We start from the raw sequence: 20,668 nt of genomic DNA on the forward strand, positions 1-20,668 counted from the left end.
GTGGAGGTGCCGGGAGTCGAACCCGGGTCCGAAGCTACATTTCCAGGAACATCTACACACATAGTTTGTCTTTTAGATTCATCCCCGCAGCATCGGCAAACAGATTATGAAGGGACTATTCCGGAGAAAGATTCGCCTCATCTATCCGGACATTCGATTCGGCTATCACACTGTGCGACGTTCATTCAACCCCCAGCGTGAGTAGAATTGAAGAACGGCTGCGTTTAGTTACGCAGCTAAAGCGTAGTTATATTCGCCATTTACTTTTTTTACCGTCGTTTAACGTGTCTACGGAGAACACGGTGTGCAGTTCAAAGAACTTATAACCCCGTCGAAACCAGTGTCACCCCCTGAATTAAAAATCAAATTTCAAAAATCAATTTCCTGCAAGGGAAATTATTTCTTCCATTCGATATCCGGATGATTGGACAAGAAATTTTCGAAGCGGGCAAGAACAAAGAGCAAATCGGAGAGCCGATTTAAATAGATCCCGATTTCGGAATTTATCTCTTCGGCTTTCGAGAGTGAAAAGACCTCTCTTTCAGCGCGCCGGCAGACAGTCCTGGCCAGGTGAAGAAACCCTGCGCCTTTTGAACCGCCCGGCAGAATAAAATTTTTGAGTTCCGGAAGCCGTGAATCGAATGAATCGATCAATTCCTCGAGCCGCGAAGAGAACCGGGATTCCACGCGCGGAATTATAAAACCCTTATTCCCTTTTTGAGCAGGAGTAGCCAGATCCGAACCCACAGTAAATAAATCGTTCTGTATACTTCTTAAAATCTCTTTCAGTTCCGTGTCTTTTATTTCATTAATAGAAACGCCGATGACGGAATTCAACTCATCTACAGTTCCATAAGCTTCGATACGGGAATGATCTTTCCAGACTCTCTCCCCTCCGAAGAGCGAAGTTTCCCCTTTATCACCTGTCTTTGTATAAATTTTCATTTCTTAAACGGTATTCCGGAGACCGACAAATTAATTTTTTGCGAACCGGCTTTTAGATAGATTTCATTATCCGAGCCGATAAATTTTTTCTTGAGAAAACCGAGGCCGATCTTTTTACCGATCTGAATAGAGCCGACAACGCTCGTAACAAGCCCGATCTCCTCTCCGCTGACGTCGAAGATTGAAGCGGGCAATGGGTTTTCGAACGGCTGATCAAAAACAAACCCCGTCATAACCCTGGATACTTTATCGTAGGTATCGAGACGGGCAATAACCTCCTGACCGATATAGCAGCCCTTTTTGAAATTGACCTCACCGATAAGTGAATTTTCGTGAGGATTAAACTGATCGTTTATTTCGTTAGGATAGGCCGGGATACCGGACTCCACACGGAAAATATCGTAAGCCGAGGAACCGACAGGAGCGACATCGAATACGCTTTTATTCTCTAACAGATAATCGAAAAAGTTGGGGGCCTGATCGCTTGATATCAGTATGCGGTAATACTTCAACCCGCCCGGTTCATGCATCGAAAAGAGGAAAAAGTTAAAACCGTCAACCGACGGATTTAAGATGTTCTCCCCGTTCAAGGATTTAATTTCATCACCGAGAATTAATGTAAGATAAGATTCAGACTGCGGACCGATAAGATCGAATATAACATTCTGTTTTGAGAGATCGGCAGTTTGAATCTCCTCCATTATAATATATTTAGTCAGCCAGTTATTCAGGCGACCTGAATCATTTTCGCCGATAAGAATAAAGTGAGAATCAAGATTCAGCAATACAGTTCTATCAATAAACCTTCCTTTTTCATTAAGAAAAAGTGTAGGGTGTTTATAAAAAGGTTTCAAATCCTTAACATCGTTTGTAGAGACTCGGTGCAGAAAGTCGAGCGTATCCTTTCCCGTCAGTTTTACAACGGACCTACCGAATGCCAGACGGATACCCGCTCCGTACTTAAGGGCATTATATTCCTCCTCAATACCGCTAAACAGATTTACATCAGATCCCGACAAAGAGGCATGCGGAAATTTTTTTAGAATTTGATCGATCATTGAATTTACTGTGTAATTCTCAATAAACATTTTATCTCTGGAAATGAGTAATTAATATTTTCTGAACCATCTTGGATTCCGGTCGGTTATATAGAGATTTCTTTTTTCGCTCCAGTAGAACGGTATTGAATCTCTTACTCTTATGCGGAGCGAGTCTTCTATAAACCGGTATTCATAATAATCCGGGTACTTATCGTTATTAACAATATTCAAGTTTCTCTTATGAACAATGCCGACGTATGTTTCGAGCAGATGGGGTTCTTTACGCCATCCGTCCACAAGGAAAAAGTTATAGTTACGGTGACCGGAGATTATTCCGTCCTCATAATTAAGTTCAACATATTTGATATTTTTAGGGGACCAGGTTTTGATAGTCATCCTGTTGAATCCGCCGTGAATAGGTACTTCGGATTCCCAGATTCTTTCGAACTGGCTCTCCTTACATTCAAATAACGTAAGAAAGAAGAAAGCAGTTCCGAGTTTGGTACTATCGAGATTGATAAAGCTCGATTCGAATCCGGTAATATTCTTGGCTTCAATATTCCTTTCGCCCGGTTTCGATTTAGCAATAACGGCAAGGATATAATTGTTTGAGCCGTCGCGGAAATAGATAACAGCGGGTTTAGGGATATTGTATGTATAAGTTCTATCGAACCTTACCAGGTAAGTACCCGGTTCATAGCTTGCGAGTATATGTTCCTGAAGGGCGATAGTATCGCACGGGAATCTGTTCTTTGCCTGTTCCTTCTGAACATCGATATTATACTCTCGGATCGATTCATCCTTGGATGTGGATGTAGCGGCATCGCCGTCGCCTGTATCTTTTGAAGTACACGATACGGCGAGAAAAATAAAGAGAGAAAGCAGAGCTAATTTTTTTAATAAGGGTTTCATTTGATTACCCGTTTAAATTAAACTTTCGAGAATTCATCCAGGAAGTAAGCAGAACTTAGAATCCCCTTCTCAAAATTTTCTATTCTAAAATGTTCGTTAGGGGAATGGATATTATCGCTATCGAGCCCCAATCCCATAAGAACAGCGGGTGCATTGAGTTCTTTCATAAAGTTAACGACAACCGGAATCGATCCGCCTTCGCGCGTATAGACAGTTTTCTTTCCGAAGGCTTTTGAAGCAGCGACAGCAGCGGCTTTAATAGCGGCTCCACCCAGGGGTGCAACAACCGGGTAGCCGTAATGAAGATTTCTAACTTCGACCTTAATGCTGCGCGGTGCGAGTTTTTTAATATGCTTTTCGAATTCTTTAGCGATTTTTTTGGGATCCTGATTAGGCACAAGCCGCATGCTAATTTTTGCAGTTGCTTTGGAAGGCAGAACGGTCTTGGCACCTTTTTCAGTAAAACCTCCGACGATTCCGTTGCAATCGAGAGTAGGACGGACCCATATTCTTTCGAGTGTAGAAAATCCTTTCTCGCCCTGAAGTTCCTTTACATCCAATTCCTTAGCGAAATTTTTATCGGAATGTTTGAGCCTCCTGAAGTTTTCCCTCTCCTCTTTAGTCAATTTCATTACATCTTTATAGAAATTCGGAATTGTAGCTTTGCCGTTTTTATCCTGCAGCTTAGAAATAATTTTGGCGAGTTCATTAATAGGGTTTGCCACAGATCCGCCGAAGCTGCCCGAGTGAAGATCCCGGTTAGGTCCGGTTACTTCAACCTCCATATAGAGTAATCCGCGGAGTCCGTAAGTTATTGTAGGCACGCCCGGCTGAAACATATTTGTATCGGAGATAAGAATCGCATCGCACTTTAATAGTTCCTGATGAGTCGAAAGGAATTTTGTGAGATTGGCGCTGCCGATTTCCTCTTCCCCTTCAATAATAAATTTAACATTCAGCGGAAGTTCACCTTTAGTTTTGTAAAATGCCTCAACACTTTTAAAATGAACGAATGCCTGGCCTTTATCGTCGTTAGCGCCGCGGGCCCAGATTTTTCCGTCCTTAATAACCGGTTCGAAAGGAGGATTATTCCAGAGTTCAATTGGATCAACCGGCTGGACATCGTAATGACCGTAGATAAGAACAGTCGGTTTACCCGGAGCGCCGAGCCATTCACCGTAAACAATCGGATGCCCATCTGTCTGAAAAATTTCAGTACGATTCATGCCGGCAGCTTTAAGCTTACCGGAAACGAATTCTGCGCATCTCTGCATTTCGTTTTTGTGAGATTCAAGAGTACTTATACTCGGAATCCTAATGTAATCCATTAATTCGTTAATATAATTTCCGGTGTTCGACTTGATAAAACTAATAACGGAATCCACTTACCCTCCCAAAAAAAATTAGTTCAGAAATGATCTATGTTTTAAATTCAGTACCGATTTAGCATTTACAAAAACAAATATACGCCTAACAAATACGCGCTTCAAGTGAATAAAATTAATATTGGGGCGGGTGCAACAGCTATCAGTATGATTAAGAAGAAAGACATCCGGAAGCCAATGCCCGAATAAAAAGTCGGGCAGACTTACTCAGATAACCCGATCTCTGATTCGTACAAATCCACTGTTTTTCATTCTATTCGGAATATTGGTAAATTTAAGAGCCGTTTTAGGTAATAGAAATGATAATAGTTAAATACATATTGAAGAACCATCTGGCGCCGTTCCTCTTTTCGGTTTTCACATTAATTGCCGTTTTTCTTCTCCAGTTTATGATGAAATTTGCCGACCGGCTTGTAGGGAAAGGACTTGATACGTGGATAATAATCCAGCTGATACTATACAATCTTGCCTGGATGGTGGTACTTGTAGTTCCAATGGCAGTACTTGTAGCAACGCTAATGGCATTCGGATCGATGTCCCAGAACAATGAGGTAGCCATTCTCAAATCCTCCGGTGTAAGTCTCTACAAGATGATGATCCCACCATTGATAGCGAGCGCAGTAATCGCATTGCTGTTAGTTTATTTCAACAATAATATTTACCCGGATGCAAATCATGCAGCTCGATTGCTGATGGAGGATATCTCGCGTAAGAAACCAACATTGTCCTTAGTTCCCGGAGTTTTTTCGCAGGAGATACCGAATTACTCGATACTCGTAAGGGAGATAGACCAGAACAGGAATGAGCTGGGAGAAGTACTGATCTATGATTATACAACGCCTCCAAAGGTAAATATAGTAACCGCGCGGAACGGGAAAATATATTTATCGAAGAATCAGAAGAAGCTTATAATGGATCTTAACGAGGGTGAAATACACGAGACCGATAATACTAAAGAGTCGGCTTACAGAAAGCTCCGGTTCACAAGACATAAAATAGCCCTGCCGGCAGAACAGTTTACATTTGAGCAGACGGCACCGGGCGGCCCGCGGGGCGACAGGGAATTGAGTTCCTCTGAAATGATAAAAATTGTTGACAGTCTTACCGCTATTTACAATAAAAATAGATCCGATTTCGAAGCCAGACGGGAGCCTGTTATATCCGGATTAAGTGACAGTTCATCAACCGGTATAATAAATGCCGAAGCAAACACAAATATTTACACGCGATCGCAGCAGAGAATTAAATCCGACGAAAATTCATTAATAAATATTTTGAACAGGATTGATTACGGCAAGCAGGAAATTAACCGGTACTGGGTAGAGATCCATAAGAAGTATTCTTTACCTTTTGCCTGCATAGTATTTATTCTGATAGGAGCGCCGCTGGGAACTATGATGAAGCGCGGCGGATTCGGAATGGCCGCGGGTATAAGTCTCTTTTTCTTCCTCCTCTACTGGGCATTTCTGATAGGAGGCGAAAAATTAGCAGACAGAGGTTTACTATCGCCGTTCTGGGGAATGTGGAGCGCGAATTTCCTTCTTACATTTGTTGGAATCTGGCTTATGATAAAAAGCGCGCGGGAGAAGGTAACAATAAGCTTCGACTGGCTTTCAAAACTTATACCTAGATCATGGCGTACTTCTGAAATAAACAATTCCGGGGATTCTGAATAGCATGAAGATCCTGGACAGATACCTGATAAAACAATTCATACAGACTACATTATTCGGCCTGCTGGCTTTTACGATGATATTTGTAGTAATCGATATGATGGAGAACCTGGATGATTTTATCGATCAGAACGTTCCATCGGAGATGATACTTCAGTACTACCTGGTATTCATGCCCGAAATAATCCGGCTTGTAATTCCGGTAGCGGTTCTGCTTGCGGGATTGTTTACAGCCGGCAAAATGTCCACACTCAATGAACTGACCGCGATGAAGGCGGGCGGAATAAGCCTCTACCGTTTTATAGCTCCTTTTATAATTGTCACGTTCTTTATAAGCCTGCTCAGCGTATACGTCGGCGGATATCTGGTTCCGATGGCCAACAAGCATAAAGTATTTATTGAACAGACGTATATGAAGAAAGGAATCGTTTATTTCGGAAGCAACATATTCTTCCAGGATACAAAATCGCGTATAGTAACAATCAGTTATTATGATCTTTCAAACGAGCAGGCGCATCAGGTAAGCATACAGGAGTTCAATCCATCCGATAAAACAAAACTGATAAAACGAACCGACGCGTTCCGGATGAAATACGATTCAACTAAAAGCCTCTGGACACTTATGAACGGAACTGTAAGAGACATTACAGATTCTACAGAAGTAATGGAACGGTTTATACAGATCGATTTTGCCGGATTAAATTTCAAACCTGAAGATGTAATAAAGAAGCAGCGCAAACCCGAGGAGATGTCCCTCGCTGAACTCTCGGACTTTGCCGACGAACAGAGAAGAACCGGTAATGACCCGACATCAATACTGATTGAATACCAGTCGAGAATTGCATATGCGTTTGCGAGTCTGGTGGTAGTTCTATTCGGGCTGCCGATATCGGCCAACCGGCGCCGGGGAGGACTGGCAATTCAATTCGGGATTAACCTGCTGATCACATTCATTTACCTGGTATTTATGAAGGTAAGCCAGGCATTCGGGAAAAACGGTGTACTCGATCCTCTGATAACAGCATGGATGGCTAATTTTATTTTTCTTGCTGCGGCTGTAATCAATATAAAGCGGTCGATCAAATAATTATTTGGTTTTGAATTCGAACACCCCGTCCCAGTTTTCCGCAGGAGGATTCTTCAGATAATATTCACAACGGTTCAAATAGACTCTTGAAGGATAGTCCCCCAGTTTTTCAGCGCATCTTTTAAAATAATCGTGAGCAGGTTCAAAACTTTTATTGCGGTAGAGTTCGAGGCCCTGGAAGTATTCATGCATCTGCTCAATAGCGGCGGAGGCCTTCTGATCCCCTGTTAAGCTGATCAGTTCGTATACACGTGTCGGCTCGGTCTTCCCTTTTACGCGGATAATATCGAGTTCTCTTACAAGTACCTTCTCTTTAACGAGCTGATACGTTGAATCGCTAATCATAATGTTAGAGCCGTATTCCTTGTTGGCACCTTCAAGGCGGGAGGCAAGGTTTACATCGTCGCCAAGAACTGTATAATCGAAACGTTTAACGCCGCCGATATTTCCGACAATTACCTCACCTGTATTAATTCCGATACGGATACGGATAAGCGGCTCGCCTTCTTTAGACCACTTATCCCTGAGTTCTGCAAGTTTATCCTGCATCTGAAGAGATGTAAGGCATGCTTTGTAAGCGTGGTCTTCAATTTCAACCGGCGCGCCCCAGAAAGCCATTACGGCATCGCCGAGATACTTATCGAGAGTTCCTCCGTTCGACAGGATTATTTCCGTCATCTCGTTCAGAAATTCATTTATGAAACTAACGAGTTCTTCGGGTTCTTTCTTTTCTGCAAAGGTTGTGAATCCGGCAATATCGCTGAAGAGGACGGAAAGATTTTTCTTCTCGCCGCCGAGTTTTAATTTATCCGGATCTGCGAGCAATTCATTTACAATCGATTTACTTACATACTGACTGAACATTCCTTTAATAAGCACATTCTGCTGACGTTCCATAATAAAATGGTACGCGGTACTTCCAATATAGCCGAGTATAAGTGCAAGTGCGGGGCTTACAATTACAATCAGAAACTTATTGTTAATGAAGAGATAAATGCTCAACTGGTAAAGTCCATACACAGAAAGGACAATTAAAAGCAGGTTAATAATTTCGATGAAGATACCGATTCGCAATTTTATTTTTCTTACCAGCGAAGTAACGATAAATACAATTACGGTTAATATTAGGACGAGAATAATTTCACTTTCTACGGATTGAACGGTTATATGATCATTCCAAAGGATATTCTGAATGGTGTTCGCATGGAATTCGACCCCGTGCATCAGGTTGTCCCCTTTCCTTGTCCCTTTTGCAAAGGATACAGCCAGTATATCACGGTCCTCAGGCATAGTTGAACCGACAAGTACAATTTTATTTTCAAGTCGGCTCCGCATATCCGGATCAGACAGGTATTCATCCCAGACATTAATTTCGGTTTGATAATCTACTTCATCCTTAGTTAGAAGGCTATCATCATCAATAATGTCCTGAAGCTTTATATAATTAAACGTACGGCTTGGCCCATAGAAATTAATTAGGACTGAATTATTATCATACTTTGGAATTTTCTTTTGACCCAGTTCGAAGAAGTATTCACCAACGAGAGCAGTAGCAAATCCAGGCAAGCCCAATACTTTATTGATAACTGCAAAACCGAAAGACGGTACTCTGGAATCAGTTATACCGGTTACACGGAATGGGATATACCTTCTGTAGACAAAATCGAAATCAGCCGGTGGTTGAACAATACCGATCGAACTATCTGCAGAGAAGAATAAATTTTCATAATTGTAGAATTTTTTAACTCTGCTTGTATCACTTAGCATATATCCAGAATTTTCCATTCTGAAGTCTTCAGATTCATCAATTTTCCCGGCGACAACAACGTTCCTGTATTTTCTAATTGATTCAAAGAGCAGTGAATCACCACCGGGAGATTGTGAATCGGGATTCGACATAATAACATCAATACCAATTGCCCGGACTCCCACCTGATTAAGGTTTTCAATCAGTTTTGCATAAATTGAGCGGGGCAGAGGAATGCGGTTATAAGGTGGAGTTAATTGATTAATAGTTTCCTGATCAATTTCTACAATCACAACATCTGCCGAATCTTTAATTTCTTTTTTTCCCCTTTCGGAGAATCTGCTGTCAATCAGTTTAAGTTCAAGTTCTTTGAGAGGTGCGAATGTAAAAAGGAGATCCTGCGTAAGGATTATGGTGAGAAAAGAGGCGGCAAGAATAAATACTAAACTTTTCCAGAGACTTTTAAACTTGATTCTGCCGCCCGTCATTATAATACGATCCGATCTAGAAAGTAAACCGCGTTACCAATCCGATTATAGAGTTCGTCGCCTTGTCCGGTATCCTGTAAACACGGGCCTGGAAAGCCAGGTTTAAGTTAGCCAGTATATTATAATCGGCAACAAATTCCAGGGCCTGTCTTTTAAAATCGCCGAAGCTCGGACTCAAAGTAGCCGAGAGCTGAAGTTTGTTATCGAGCAATCTGTAACGTCCTCCGAGTGTAATGGTAAAATAATCGAACGGTACGCTCTTAATTTCGCTTGAGCTGTAGAGAATCTGGACCAGTGAATTAAGCTGCGGAGACCAGTAGCTGTTCAATGTAAAGCCGGCAGCATTATAAGTAGCGTCGGTATTAGAGAGACTGTTATCCTCCCTGTTCTGGGTTGTGAAAGAGAGTGATGAATTATGTTTTACGTGCGCCATAAAGTCGTATGAGAGCTGAACGATTACCCTGTTAGTTATATCGTCTACCACATAATCTTGATTCGCCGGATCGGATGTTTTCAGTCCGTTATTATTATCCGACTTATTATAACCGATAGTAATGTTCGGGAAGTCGGCGCGCGGAAAGATTGAAACCGAAGCGCTCAGCGTATTATACTTTGTAGTAGCACGCTTTGTACCCTGCAGATTATCCTCAAGGCTTTCGTAGCCGAGAGACAGAAAAACTTTATTATCGAACATCCTGATCCGGTCTACTATGTTAATACCCTTAACGTCGGTGCGTATAAAGGACTGTCCGAATGAGAGGTAATCATTTCCGCGGTAGATATAGGAGGCACGGAGATTGTTGTTCAAGTAATTCATGCTTAAAACAGCTTCGCCGGCAATCGACGCAAATTCCTGAGGATTGAGAGGACCGATATACTGATTAACAGTTATAAATTTTCCCAAAATATCCCTGATGGTTTTAACCTGATCGGGATCGATGTCGTACAATCCGTTTGGGCCGAAGATAGAATCGATCTGGGCATCGGTCAGATTTCCCGAAGCGATATCCTTATTGAACATACTGAAAGCGCCCTGAGTGGTGAAAATGAAATTCTGATCGTCGATGGCAAATTTCAAATCGTATCCGAGAACAACATTCTCCTGCGGCCTGGATCCGAACTCGATGGAGCCGGTGTTGTCTTTTGAATGGAGATAAGTAAATCCGAGCTGGAAGTTCTCGCCGCTTCCGAACGAAGGCCTGAGAGCAAATAGATCTCTTGTATAAGTGCCGAGAGCAACTTTGCCGTAGGGATTTCCGTACTTAACGGCGTTAATCTGTATAATATCGGAACCCAACGGAACCTGACCCTGCGGATAAGTCTCGAACAGTGTTCCTTCAATTTTTCTGTCCGATTCGCCGATAGCCGCGGCAACATTGATGAATCCGAGGTTAAGTGATCCGCTGAAACCGCGTATTCTTTTACCGTCCATAATCAAGCTGGGGAACCGCGGATAGGAATCGCCAACATTCAGGCTGAGCCAGTCACCGCCGCTGATACTTGCCGAGTAACGGTTATAAGGTTGAAGACTGCTCTTTTCCTCGGATGTAAAATAAATGTAACCGTTGAATTTCCAGCTTTCGTAGGAGGCATTAAGATCGGCAGTCACGTTATTGTACCAGGTGGAGAGTGAGTTATACGATTCGCTCCTCGATTCAGCCCTCAGATTACCGGAAGATTTCCAGCGGGTGCTGACCTCCGCAGCTACTTCGGCAGACACTACCTGAAAAGTGCGGGAAAGAGAATGATATAAATTTCCTTCTTTATCATAGACATCAACTTTTAGCAACCGGGTTCCGCTTGACAGGGAGCCTTCAAAACTTTCGCCGCTCAAGACAATCAATTCTCCGGCGATCAGGACATTTCCGCTAACATCCTGATCGTTCAGATAAATTTTTGTTCTGCTTATATCAACATCGTCCGGAGCTTTTACGAATGAGATTGAGACAAGGAGATTTTCCTGTGCCAGGAGTTCGCCGTCCGAAGGACTTAGAATAATTATTTCCTTATCTTTTTCGCTCACACCTGAGACAGCAATTTGAAGCGGAGTAATTCCCTGTTCAATCCCGACCGGATAACTCTGGGGATTCCCGTTTTTAAGTTGAATCATCAGATAATAATCGAGATAAGGGGGGACAATATATTCTGCAGGAATTGAGACCGAAGCGGTGTTGCCGGCAATAAGCATTTCCAGATTCCTGTATTCATTCTCCCCGAATTTTTTAAAGAACAAATTAATACTTGAGATATTCTCTGCCGCAATAAGGTCGGCCGCAACAGAAACGGTAGAGTTCTCTTTAGCCGAACCGATCCTTACAGTTGAGATATAATCGCTCGCCTGCGAATAAATTAGAGAGGTTGAAAAAATTAAAATAAAGAGAGGGTATAAAAACTTTTTCATCTGAACCTCTGTTCTCAATATTTCATAATAGAGAAATTATTTATTGCGTAAATATTCAATTTTAACATCGCCATCCGGAGTCTTCAGAATTATCTGTTTTGGATTTGTCTGGATTGAAGACTTAAACCGGACCGAATCTTCGGCAGTAGAATTAGAGAGAGAAAAAGTACCGTCGTTCTTAACCGTAAGTGTTCTGCCGTTTACAATAGTTCCTTCTTCGCCTTTAAGAGTCTGAAAAAGGGCAGATCCGGTATTGAGGAAAATGGTTGAAGTAGAATCGAGATCGTTGAATTCAATGTAGCCCTCTGTTCCGCGAATAGACGCAACCACTGTAGGAGTGGTGAATTTGAATTCCTCGTCCTCGGCCTGTTTGTTAACTTCAAAACCGACCATTCCCCTGTCGATAAAAGTATTCTTATCCATTTTTTTATTTTGAGATTTGCCGTAGATATGAAGAATAGCATTCTCTCTAACCCTCAGCAATCCTGAGCCATCGGTAAAAAGGACGAGCGCGAGGGAGTTCGACCCGGTCTTTACTTCGCCGCCGTCGTTCAACGGGAGACCTACTTTGGCTTTTTCCCAATCGGACTGATTGGAACCTGTCCGGTATGTAACATCCTTAATTATTTTTTTAACCAAAGCAATTGGAGTATCGGATGAAGGCGGATTCATTTTTTCTGTTGAGAAACCGACTAATAGAAAGACTCCAAGCACAATCAAAATATTTTTTGGATTTATCATTTCAAAACCCCGGTTGTTTTCATTTAGGAGAAAAGATTACTGTAATAATTGCATCGTTATTCTGTTCAAGGAAATTCAATATTGAAACAAAATCGGAAAAGGTGAGAGAATTACCGTTCTCGTCGGAGAACTGTATCTGTTCGGGCATTATATCGCCGTTGATCAGTTTATCGCGGAATTCCTTGCTGATCTGACCCGGAAGCAGATTGGCCAGTCTTACAAGATCGGGATTGCCGATCTTCACAACAGTTGTTTCCGTTCCGGTTGAATTTGTTTTAAAGGTAACGAGAGGACTGCTCAGGACATCTCCGCCGCCCGGCCCCTGTACGAAAGCTTTTACAACAATAACAATATTTGTATCGGCCAGTAATTCCCGGTTGAGGATATCATTCAGACGGATTGAAGTAACGGTGCCGACGTCGCGGTCATCTATAAGAGGTTTTCCGGAATTGAGTGCCTGTTCGGGATTGGCCGCATTATCGGGAGCGTAATTAGCTTTGATCTTGTAACTCGTAACCCCTATTGAAGCGGTCCACTGAACTATTATAGAACCGATATCGTAGGAACTCCCTTCAACAGGTAAAATGATAGAAGGAGCCGTGGGATTCAGAAAAGAGATCTCCTCATTATCGTTATCAAGGGAATTCCCTCTTGAATCAAGCAGACGCAATTCAATTGTAATAACTCCGCTCGGCTTGCCGAGTCTGATTATTTCTGAAGTAAGACTGGAATTAAAACTGGTATTGTCGATTTCGATTTCGGAATTATTGATCTCATCGTTAGAGAAGCTCCGGGCAATAAATTTTTTTGTCCTGAACCGGAATAATTCCTGAAATCCCGAACGATCGTCCTTCTTCCAATCCACCTTTCCTTCAACAATCACTTCAACGCCTGGCGGATTAATATTAACCTGGATTAACCGCTGGGACACATTTCTGGCGCTTGTAAAATCGAAGGCTGCAAAATCAACGGTATTTAATTCAGGAAAGATTATTAAATCAATTGAAGCCTGTGCGCTTAGCCGGTTTTGTGAAAATACCAGCAAGACTGCAATTACGGAAAGCATTAAAATCTTTCGCATAATTTATCTCCGGATTACTATGTCAAAAAAAAATTAAAGGGATTATTTCGTAAGAAAGGTACTTATTTATTTAGTCTTACTCAAGATAAGATTTTGAAAGTTGACGAGTGTTTGCACTGGATCATATTAAAGGGAGAGAGTATTAATCTCTCCCTAAGTTAAAATTAATTAATCGGTTCGGGTTTCTGCGCGTTAATAAATCCGAACTGATGGGCCGGCTGGGCATCGATCTTTATTTCGCCGAACCGCGATTCAAATTTATCAATATTCTCCTTTAGTGCTCTAAGTAACATCTTGGCATGCTGAGGAGTAGTTATAATGCGGGAGAGTACCCGTGCTTTTGGAACCCCGGGAACCACACGAGTGAAATCGATTACGAATTCGGCCGGCGAGTGGGTAATTATTGCGAGGTTCGAATAGATTCCCTCCGCTTCTTTTTCACCAAGCTCAATATTAATCTGCTGCTGAACATTCTCTTTATTCTGATTCATTTTTTTTCCTATTATCTTTCATTTAGTCCGGTTTCAAAAAAACAACCCACAATCTTACTAAAAGACTGTGGGTTTGTAATTAAATTCCACAAAGAATTTTATCTGTACTGATCGGCTTTTTCGAAAGCTTCCTTGGATTTATCAGCCATGCCGAGGTTAGCATAAATTTTTCCGAGGAGTTCCCAAATAACAGCTTCCTTAGGATTGAATTCGAGGTATTTTTCCATATGAGGAATCGCAGCCCTAAATTTTTCCTGATAAGAGAGATCCTCTTTACCTTCTGCCTCAGCTTTTTCTCTCATAGCAGTACCCTGACGGACATAAACAACGCCAAGGTTGTAGATAGCATTAACATATTCCGGATCGAGTTCAATAGCTTTCTTGAATTCAGCTTCGGCTTTTTCGTATTCATCTGCATTTAGCAGAAGAACGCCGTAGTTGTAATGGTAATACTGATTATTAGGCTCCTTCTCAATTCCTTCTCTAAAAGCTGTCATAGCAACATCAAGTTTATTTGCTGCGATATAAGCATTGGAGAGTCTTAGAAGGATTTCGCCGTCGTCAGGAAATTTTGTTTTGCCGTTTTGAAGTGTTGAAATGGCTTTATCAAACCATTCATATGCTTTAACACTGTCAGAAGCAACTTTACTTTCTTTGTATTTATCCATAAGAGTATTACCGTTTTCAGTATAGATCTGACCGAGCATGGCAAACGCTTCTGCGGATGTTCCAAGTTTTGTAAGTGTTTCAAGGGGAACAATTGCGTCGTCTATTTTATTCTGATTAAGATAAGCATAGGCGAGATTCTGATAGGAAACCGCAGAATCGGGTTCGCATAGGATTGCATTGTTGAACTCTGAAATCGCTTTATCAAAGAAGATTTTAACCGAATCCTCCTGAGTTGCTTTTGTAGCATTATTGAAGAAGATTACTCCCTTGTTAAAACTTGTAGCCCAGTAGTACTGGCGGGAATCGTTAATTTCCTTTTGGAACTTTTTGCTTGATTTCAATGATTTACCAAAAGCATCCAGCATTTCATTTATATTCCCCTCTTCGCCGTGGATAGATCCTAGAAGATACCATCCTTCGTCGCTGGCAGGATTTTTGGTCACTTCTTTCATCAAGGATTCTTTAGCTTTTTCGTATTGTTTCTGATTGATATACAATTTTGCACCGGTTAATTCGGCAGAAGCACATTGAAAGGCAGTGATACTCAATACCATACCTATTATACTTAAAGAAATTAGTGCTCTTTTCATTGATTCTCCTGATTTTAATATAAATTCTGATTTAAATTCCACGAAAAATAACCATTTTGAGATAGGGAAGTCAAGATTAATTTCTTTCACTTGTTTCAGCTTAATCAATCAAACCGTTTGATTTCCTTTAAATTGATTTTCGGACTCTAAAAGGATATTTTTGAAACTAAAGGAGTAAAAAAATTTGAAAACCGAAGAGATAATCAGAAACGTACCAAAAGTTCTGCTGCATGATCATCTGGACGGGGGCCTTCGCCCGGAAACAATAATCGATCTGGCAAAGGAAATGAAGTATACAAAACTTCCAACAACAGATCCCGGGGAGCTGGCCGAGTGGTTCCACCGCGGGGCCAATAAAGGAAATCTTGTAGAATACCTTCAAGGATTCGAACATACATGTGCAGTTATGCAGACAAAGGATTCGCTAACCAGAGTAGCATATGAGATGATGGAGGACATGAAAAGCGACGGAGTCTGTTATGTGGAGACCCGGTTTGCCCCGGTATTTCATACTTCGAAAGGATTATATCACGAAGATATTATCCAGGCAGTTCTGGAAGGATTAGAGAAAGGGAAAAAAGATTTTGGAGTTGGCTTCGGACTGATCCTGTGCGGTATGAGAAATATGAAAAATACATTAGAGATTGCCGAACTGGCCGTTGATTTCAGGAACCAGGGTGTAGTAGGATTTGATCTGGCCGGAGAAGAAGGCGGTTATCCCCCTAAAAAGCATCTAGATGCGTTTCAGTATATAAAACAGAAGAACTTTAACATTACTATTCATGCTGGTGAAGCATTCGGTAAGGACTCGATCTGGCAGGCAATACAGCTCTGCGGCGCTCTAAGAATCGGGCATGCCACCCGTCTCATTGAGGACATGGCTTTCGATAAGGACGGAAATATTGTGGCCCTTGGAGAGCTTTCACAATACATATTGGATACAAGACTCCCAATGGAGATTTGCCTTCTAAGCAATGTTCATACTGGGGCGGTCGATAAACTTGAGAATCATCCTTTCATAAAATATTACAGGGAAAAGTTCAGAGTATTCCTTAACACCGATGATAAACTGATGAGCGATACAACCCTGACAAAAGAATATCTGACGGCAATTGAAATGTTCGGATTAAACCTGGACGATGTGGAAAAACTTAATATAAACGCGATGAAATCCTCATTCATTCCTTATAAAGAGAGGCTTCATTATATCTACAATGTAATTAAACCCGGTTACAACAGTATGAGGGAAAAACTCCTTTCACTAAAAGTCTGATAAAATTATGGCAAAACCCTTATTCAAAAACTACACATTCGAGTTTGATAAAAACGAGAAGAAGATTCTTCTCAATTTCTGCAAAACAATTTTAAAACAGATTTCGGCCGACGAAAAGTTTTATGCCGATGTAAGATCATTTACATCCATAGTAGATAAATTAAATTCCTCCGACTTAGAGATCAAATTGACAAAGGAGGAGAAGACAAAACTCGCTTTCCGTCTCAAAGAGAATGTCGACCATATGGCAAAGCAGATAAAGGGCAGCGGATTTCTTAAAAGGTGGCTCTATAAATCGGCATACAATCAGTACAAAGTTTTATTGGATAGCTATTTCAGTAATTAGACAGTATTAATTTTAAAACGATTTTTTTCCGTCAGAGAAAATCTCTTCTGTTAATTAAGAGTTTAAGAGGAAATGATGGGTACAAAAACCAAAACAATTAAAGCCCCTACCGGTACATCCTTATCCTGTAAAGGATGGATTCAGGAAGCAGCTTTAAGAATGCTTATGAACAATCTGGACCCCGATGTTGCAGAGCGCCCCGACGACTTAATTGTATACGGCGGATCCGGCAAAGCCGCCAGGAACTGGGAATCGTACGAAGCTATCGTTAGATCACTAAAAGATCTGGAGAACGATGAAACTCTGGTTGTGCAGTCGGGTAAACCGGTTGTAATATTCAAGACCCACGTTAACGCTCCGAGAGTAATAATTTCCAATGCAATGCTTGTACCGGACTGGGCAACATGGGACGAATTCCGCCGGCTCGATCAGTTGGGATTAACAATGTACGGCCAGATGACAGCGGGAAGCTGGATTTATATCGGTACGCAGGGAATTCTGCAAGGGACATATGAAACATTCGCAGAGTGCGCGCGTAAATATTTTAACGGATCGCTCGCGGGTAAATTTCTTTTAACTGCCGGCTTAGGCGGTATGGGCGGTGCTCAACCCCTCGCCGCTACAATGAACGGCGCAGCATTCCTGGGAATTGATGTAGATAGAACCAGGATTCAGAAGAGGATCGATACCGGTTATATCGATATGATTACCGATAACCTTGATGAAGCGTTAAATACTGTAATGGAAGCAAAATCCAAAGGAAATGCGGTCTCGGTTGGACTCGTAGGAAACGCAGGAGAAATTCTCCCGGAAATTTTAAAGAGAAATATTACGCCTGATATTATAACCGATCAGACTTCTGCACACGATACTCTGAACGGATATGTTCCGATGGGGATGAGATTTGAAGAAGCAATTAAACTCAGATCGGAGAATCCTGCACGATACATAGAACTATCGCGCAAGACAATTGCAGCTCACGTTAACGCGATGCTCGAGTTTCAAGCGAGAGGTTCTGTGGCATTCGATTACGGGAACAATATACGTGGCGAAGCAAAAGAGAACGGCGTTGCAAACGCATTCGATATCCCGGGATTCGTTCCGGAATATATACGTCCCCTCTTCTGCGACGGCAAGGGTCCTTTCAGATGGGCTGCTCTTTCCGGAAATCCGGAAGACATCTACACAACCGACAGAGCCGTATTAGAAACATTTCCGGAGAATAAAGGATTGAGACGCTGGATAGAGATGGCACAGAAGAAGGTTCATTTCCAGGGATTACCATCGCGCATCTGCTGGCTCGGATACGGAGAGCGGGCAAAGATGGGAAAGATATTCAACCGACTGGTAGCAGAAGGAAAAGTAAGCGCACCAATAGTTATAGGCAGGGATCATCTCGATTGCGGATCGGTTGCTTCGCCGAACCGGGAAACGGAAGGAATGCTGGATGGAAGCGACGCAATAGCCGACTGGCCGATTCTGAATGCGCTGTTAAACGCTATCGGAGGCGCAAGCTGGGTATCTGTACATCACGGCGGCGGTGTTGGAATCGGGAAATCGATTCATGCGGGAATGGTTGTAGTTGCTGATGGAACCCGGGAAGCCGAAGAACGGCTCGAAAGAGTTTTAACGTACGACCCGGGAATGGGAATAGCACGCCATTCCGATGCCGGTTATACACAGGCAATTGACAATGCTAAAAAGTTTGGAATAAAAATTCCAATGTTAAAGTAATGATTATTCATCCGTTAAGATGAAATCAGCCAAGATCAATTTGAAAAACAACAGAAGGTGACAAAATGAAAATGAAAGTATTAATTGCGGACAAGTTTCCGGATCTCTACATTCAGAGATTAAAGGATTCGGATATTGAAGTGATCTATAATCCGAAGCTCGGAGAGAACGACCTTCCGGAAGCGGTTAAGAATGTAGATTGCTTAGTAGTCCGTTCAACAGTTGTAAATGCAAAAACGGTGGAAGCATCCAATCAACTTAATTTAATTGTAAGGGCCGGAGCCGGCGTAAACAACATCGATATTAAAGCGGCAAACAGGAAAGGAATTTATGTTTCCAATTGTCCGGGTAAAAATTCAATTGCAGTTGCAGAACTTGCAATCGGTTTAATGGTTGCACTCGACAGAAGAATTGCGCATAACGTTGCAGATTTTAAAGCGGGGAAATGGAACAAAGCTGAGTACTCCAAATCCGAAGGATTGTTCGGAAAGACACTGGCAATTGTCGGATACGGAAATATCGGCAAAGAAGTTGCAAAACGGGCACAGGCATTCGGATTGAATATTTATGCCAAGGATATTACAAGAATTGAAGGATACGGCGCAAAAGATTTTTCGGAGTTTGATCAGATTCTCCCAATCGCAGATATTGTATCTATTCACCTGCCATCCACACCTCAGACTAAGGGTTTATTTAACGATGCCATGTTCAAACTGATGAAGCCGGGTGCTATTCTGATAAACACTTCCCGCCAGGACGTAATAGACGAAGAGGCTCTTATCAAAGCGGTAAAAGAAAAGAATCTCAAGGTAGGACTCGACGTATTCAAGGGAGAACCGGAAGGAAAAGACGGAACCGTTTCATCAAAACTACAGGAGCTTGATAACGTATATATTACACATCATATCGGCGCATCTACCGAGCAGGCACAGAATGCGGTTGCAGAAGAAACAATAAATATTATACTTCATTATATCCACAGCGGCGTTATCGATCACTGGGTAAACCGTGCAAGAATTACAGACGCGCATTATCAGCTTGTAGTTAAACATTACGACAAACCCGGAGTGCTGGCAAGTATTCTGGATGTACTAAGACAGGGAAATATCAATATTGAAGAAGTTGAGAATATAATTTTTGACGGCGGGCTCGTAGCGTGCTGTACACTTAAACTTCAAACTTCAGCAACAGGCGATATGCTGGAGGCAATTAGAAACAATCCGAATGTTATCTCCTACTCACACGTTTCACTCGACAAATAGAATCAAACAAAACCTCTCCCCTATCCGGGGAGAGGTTTTAAATAAACTTCACTTCAAAAATATCATCAATTATTCCGTGGTAGTAAACGAGTTTGATCATTTCATTCAACGAATCCGATTCGTTGGATGTTATCTGGTAATAGACGGTATTGAAGTTTTCGCGGATTAGATTCTTAACGTTGTCGGAGTAATTGAGGTTATTAAGAATGCCCTGAAGGTCATCCTGGATAATTTCATCGACCTGTTTTGTATAATTCTCAATTTGCAGAAGTGAATTCCTGTTTTTAGAAGCAAAGATAAAATTAACATAGGGAAGATCGAGTACATCTGCCATAAGATCCGAGAAGCTTATTCCCTTCTCAAAATCCCAGAGCCGGAAATTCTCGCTTCCTACTACAAGTGTGTTTTCCTCTTTGTCCGGATCCTTGTGCGTATCAAGCGCAATCTCTACTTTTGAAGAGAATCTTTCCTCGAACAATATCTTTGTCAGAATTATTTCATTTAATGAGACATCCCCGCGAACCGATACCGTTCCCAATGTCCTTTCACTACTCTCAGTAAGATAAAAGTAAGAATTGCTGAGGGCGCCGTCGAAAGAGATACCGGTTTTAGAAGAGACAAAAAACTCCCTGTGATTTATAAGATCCAGACCCGGGATCAGACCGACAGCATTCTCATCACTTTCAAGTTCCCGGCTTATAAGTGAAGAGCCTGTTGTAATGATTTCTGCGTCGTCCTGTTTTTTCAATACCGAAGCGATAATATCCGCATAGATATTAGAGGGTGCAAAAATTTTCATTTGA

Annotated in this window: 17 protein-coding genes and 1 other RNA gene; 6 read left to right on the plus strand and 12 right to left on the minus strand. The window is 41.9% G+C overall.

All coding sequences use genetic code 11. The annotated features are described in order from the left end of the window. The 5 genes from ssrA to PLZ15_14190 all read right to left on the minus strand — a co-directional run bounded on the left by ssrA (window position 1) and on the right by PLZ15_14190 (window position 4,282). Window positions 1-351, minus strand: a transfer-messenger RNA (tmRNA) gene (gene ssrA, locus PLZ15_14170). Window positions 352-396: 45 nt separating this feature from the next. Continuing rightward, window positions 397-945, minus strand: a complete 549-nt coding sequence (locus tag PLZ15_14175) for a cob(I)yrinic acid a,c-diamide adenosyltransferase (GenBank protein HOI30888.1) — start codon at window positions 943-945, stop codon at window positions 397-399. After that, window positions 942-2,033, minus strand: a complete 1,092-nt coding sequence (locus tag PLZ15_14180; protein HOI30889.1) for a glycine cleavage T C-terminal barrel domain-containing protein — start codon at window positions 2,031-2,033, stop codon at window positions 942-944. The genes PLZ15_14175 and PLZ15_14180 overlap by 4 nt, the downstream gene beginning before the upstream one ends. Window positions 2,034-2,054: 21 nt before the next feature. Then, entirely contained in the window at window positions 2,055-2,897 is an 843-nt protein-coding gene (locus tag PLZ15_14185) for a hypothetical protein (protein ID HOI30890.1), read from the minus strand. Between the two features lie 17 nt (window positions 2,898-2,914). Next, window positions 2,915-4,282 (minus strand): dipeptidase, encoded by a 1,368-nt coding sequence (locus PLZ15_14190; GenBank protein HOI30891.1) that lies wholly within the window; start codon window positions 4,280-4,282, stop codon window positions 2,915-2,917. A gap of 299 nt (window positions 4,283-4,581) precedes the next feature. Here PLZ15_14190 and PLZ15_14195 point away from each other — a divergent pair, with 299 nt between their 5' ends. Continuing rightward, window positions 4,582-5,958, plus strand: a complete 1,377-nt coding sequence (locus PLZ15_14195; protein HOI30892.1) for an LptF/LptG family permease — start codon at window positions 4,582-4,584, stop codon at window positions 5,956-5,958. 1 nt (window position 5,959) lies between these two features. Beyond that, window positions 5,960-7,042 (plus strand): LptF/LptG family permease, encoded by a 1,083-nt coding sequence (locus PLZ15_14200; protein ID HOI30893.1) that lies wholly within the window; start codon window positions 5,960-5,962, stop codon window positions 7,040-7,042. Here PLZ15_14200 and PLZ15_14205 read toward each other — a convergent pair whose 3' ends face one another. The 6 genes from PLZ15_14205 to PLZ15_14230 all read right to left on the minus strand — a co-directional run bounded on the left by PLZ15_14205 (window position 7,043) and on the right by PLZ15_14230 (window position 15,250). Then, window positions 7,043-9,277 carry a CHASE2 domain-containing protein gene (locus PLZ15_14205; GenBank protein ID HOI30894.1) on the minus strand — a complete coding sequence of 745 codons (2,235 nt, stop codon included), beginning with the start codon at window positions 9,275-9,277 and terminating at the stop codon, window positions 7,043-7,045. 16 nt (window positions 9,278-9,293) lie between these two features. After that, a complete protein-coding gene (locus PLZ15_14210) occupies window positions 9,294-11,678 on the minus strand; it encodes a hypothetical protein (protein ID HOI30895.1) in 2,385 nt (794 codons plus the stop codon). A 36-nt stretch (window positions 11,679-11,714) separates the two neighbouring features. After that, entirely contained in the window at window positions 11,715-12,419 is a 705-nt protein-coding gene (locus PLZ15_14215) for a FecR domain-containing protein (protein HOI30896.1), read from the minus strand. A 19-nt stretch (window positions 12,420-12,438) separates the two neighbouring features. Continuing rightward, window positions 12,439-13,500 carry a hypothetical protein gene (locus PLZ15_14220; GenBank protein ID HOI30897.1) on the minus strand — a complete coding sequence of 354 codons (1,062 nt, stop codon included), beginning with the start codon at window positions 13,498-13,500 and terminating at the stop codon, window positions 12,439-12,441. Window positions 13,501-13,664: 164 nt separating this feature from the next. After that, entirely contained in the window at window positions 13,665-13,991 is a 327-nt protein-coding gene (locus PLZ15_14225; GenBank protein ID HOI30898.1) for a DUF3467 domain-containing protein, read from the minus strand. Between the two features lie 98 nt (window positions 13,992-14,089). Beyond that, window positions 14,090-15,250, minus strand: coding sequence for a tetratricopeptide repeat protein (locus tag PLZ15_14230; GenBank protein HOI30899.1), 1,161 nt, complete (start codon window positions 15,248-15,250; stop codon window positions 14,090-14,092). A 184-nt stretch (window positions 15,251-15,434) separates the two neighbouring features. Between PLZ15_14230 and PLZ15_14235 the strand changes: the two genes are divergently transcribed. The 4 genes from PLZ15_14235 to PLZ15_14250 all read left to right on the plus strand — a co-directional run bounded on the left by PLZ15_14235 (window position 15,435) and on the right by PLZ15_14250 (window position 19,865). Continuing rightward, on the plus strand, window positions 15,435-16,523 hold the full coding sequence (locus PLZ15_14235) for an adenosine deaminase (GenBank protein HOI30900.1): 1,089 nt from the start codon (window positions 15,435-15,437) through the stop codon (window positions 16,521-16,523). Between the two features lie 7 nt (window positions 16,524-16,530). Then, entirely contained in the window at window positions 16,531-16,869 is a 339-nt protein-coding gene (locus PLZ15_14240) for a hypothetical protein (protein HOI30901.1), read from the plus strand. Between the two features lie 72 nt (window positions 16,870-16,941). Beyond that, window positions 16,942-18,603 carry a urocanate hydratase gene (gene hutU, locus PLZ15_14245; GenBank protein HOI30902.1) on the plus strand — a complete coding sequence of 554 codons (1,662 nt, stop codon included), beginning with the start codon at window positions 16,942-16,944 and terminating at the stop codon, window positions 18,601-18,603. A gap of 65 nt (window positions 18,604-18,668) precedes the next feature. Continuing rightward, window positions 18,669-19,865 carry a phosphoglycerate dehydrogenase gene (locus PLZ15_14250; GenBank protein ID HOI30903.1) on the plus strand — a complete coding sequence of 399 codons (1,197 nt, stop codon included), beginning with the start codon at window positions 18,669-18,671 and terminating at the stop codon, window positions 19,863-19,865. A 37-nt stretch (window positions 19,866-19,902) separates the two neighbouring features. Here PLZ15_14250 and PLZ15_14255 read toward each other — a convergent pair whose 3' ends face one another. Continuing rightward, the gene (locus PLZ15_14255) at window positions 19,903-20,664 is read right to left on the minus strand and encodes a hypothetical protein (GenBank protein ID HOI30904.1); all 762 of its coding nucleotides are present in this window, start codon (window positions 20,662-20,664) and stop codon (window positions 19,903-19,905) included. Between the last annotated feature and the right edge of the window lie 4 nt (window positions 20,665-20,668).

This window comes from Melioribacteraceae bacterium (assembly GCA_035362835.1).
Taxonomy (GTDB): domain Bacteria; phylum Bacteroidota; class Ignavibacteria; order Ignavibacteriales; family Melioribacteraceae; genus DSXH01.